Origin of the sequence: Nocardia abscessus (assembly GCF_015477775.1) — a bacterium.
Classification (GTDB): Bacteria; Actinomycetota; Actinomycetes; order Mycobacteriales; family Mycobacteriaceae; genus Nocardia; species Nocardia abscessus_A.
The window spans coordinates 1-258 of sequence record NZ_JADLQO010000081.1; the positions used below are offsets into that span (position 1 = coordinate 1).

Sequence of the window (258 nt, forward strand, 5' to 3'; positions counted from 1 at the left end):
GCGCCGGGAGAACGCATCGAGCACGACCGCGCAGTACACCCAGCCCTCGCTGGTGCGGTGCTGAGTCACGTCCATGCACCACAGCCGGTCCGGGCCCTCGGCGGCGAAGCGGCGGTTGACCAGGTCCGGGTGCGGACTGGCCTGCGGATCTCGCGTGGTGCAGCCTCGGCGGCGGCGGAAAATTCCGGCCAGCTCAGCGCTGCGCATCAGCCGGGCCACACGTTTGCGACCCACTCGAATCCGCTGACCGAGCCGCAG

At 70.9% G+C, this 258-nt stretch carries 1 pseudogene; it reads right to left on the bottom strand.

Features of this window, described 5'->3' with window-relative positions:
• Positions 1 to 258 (bottom strand): annotated as a pseudogene (locus IU450_RS39365) (IS3 family transposase); the annotation flags it as partial.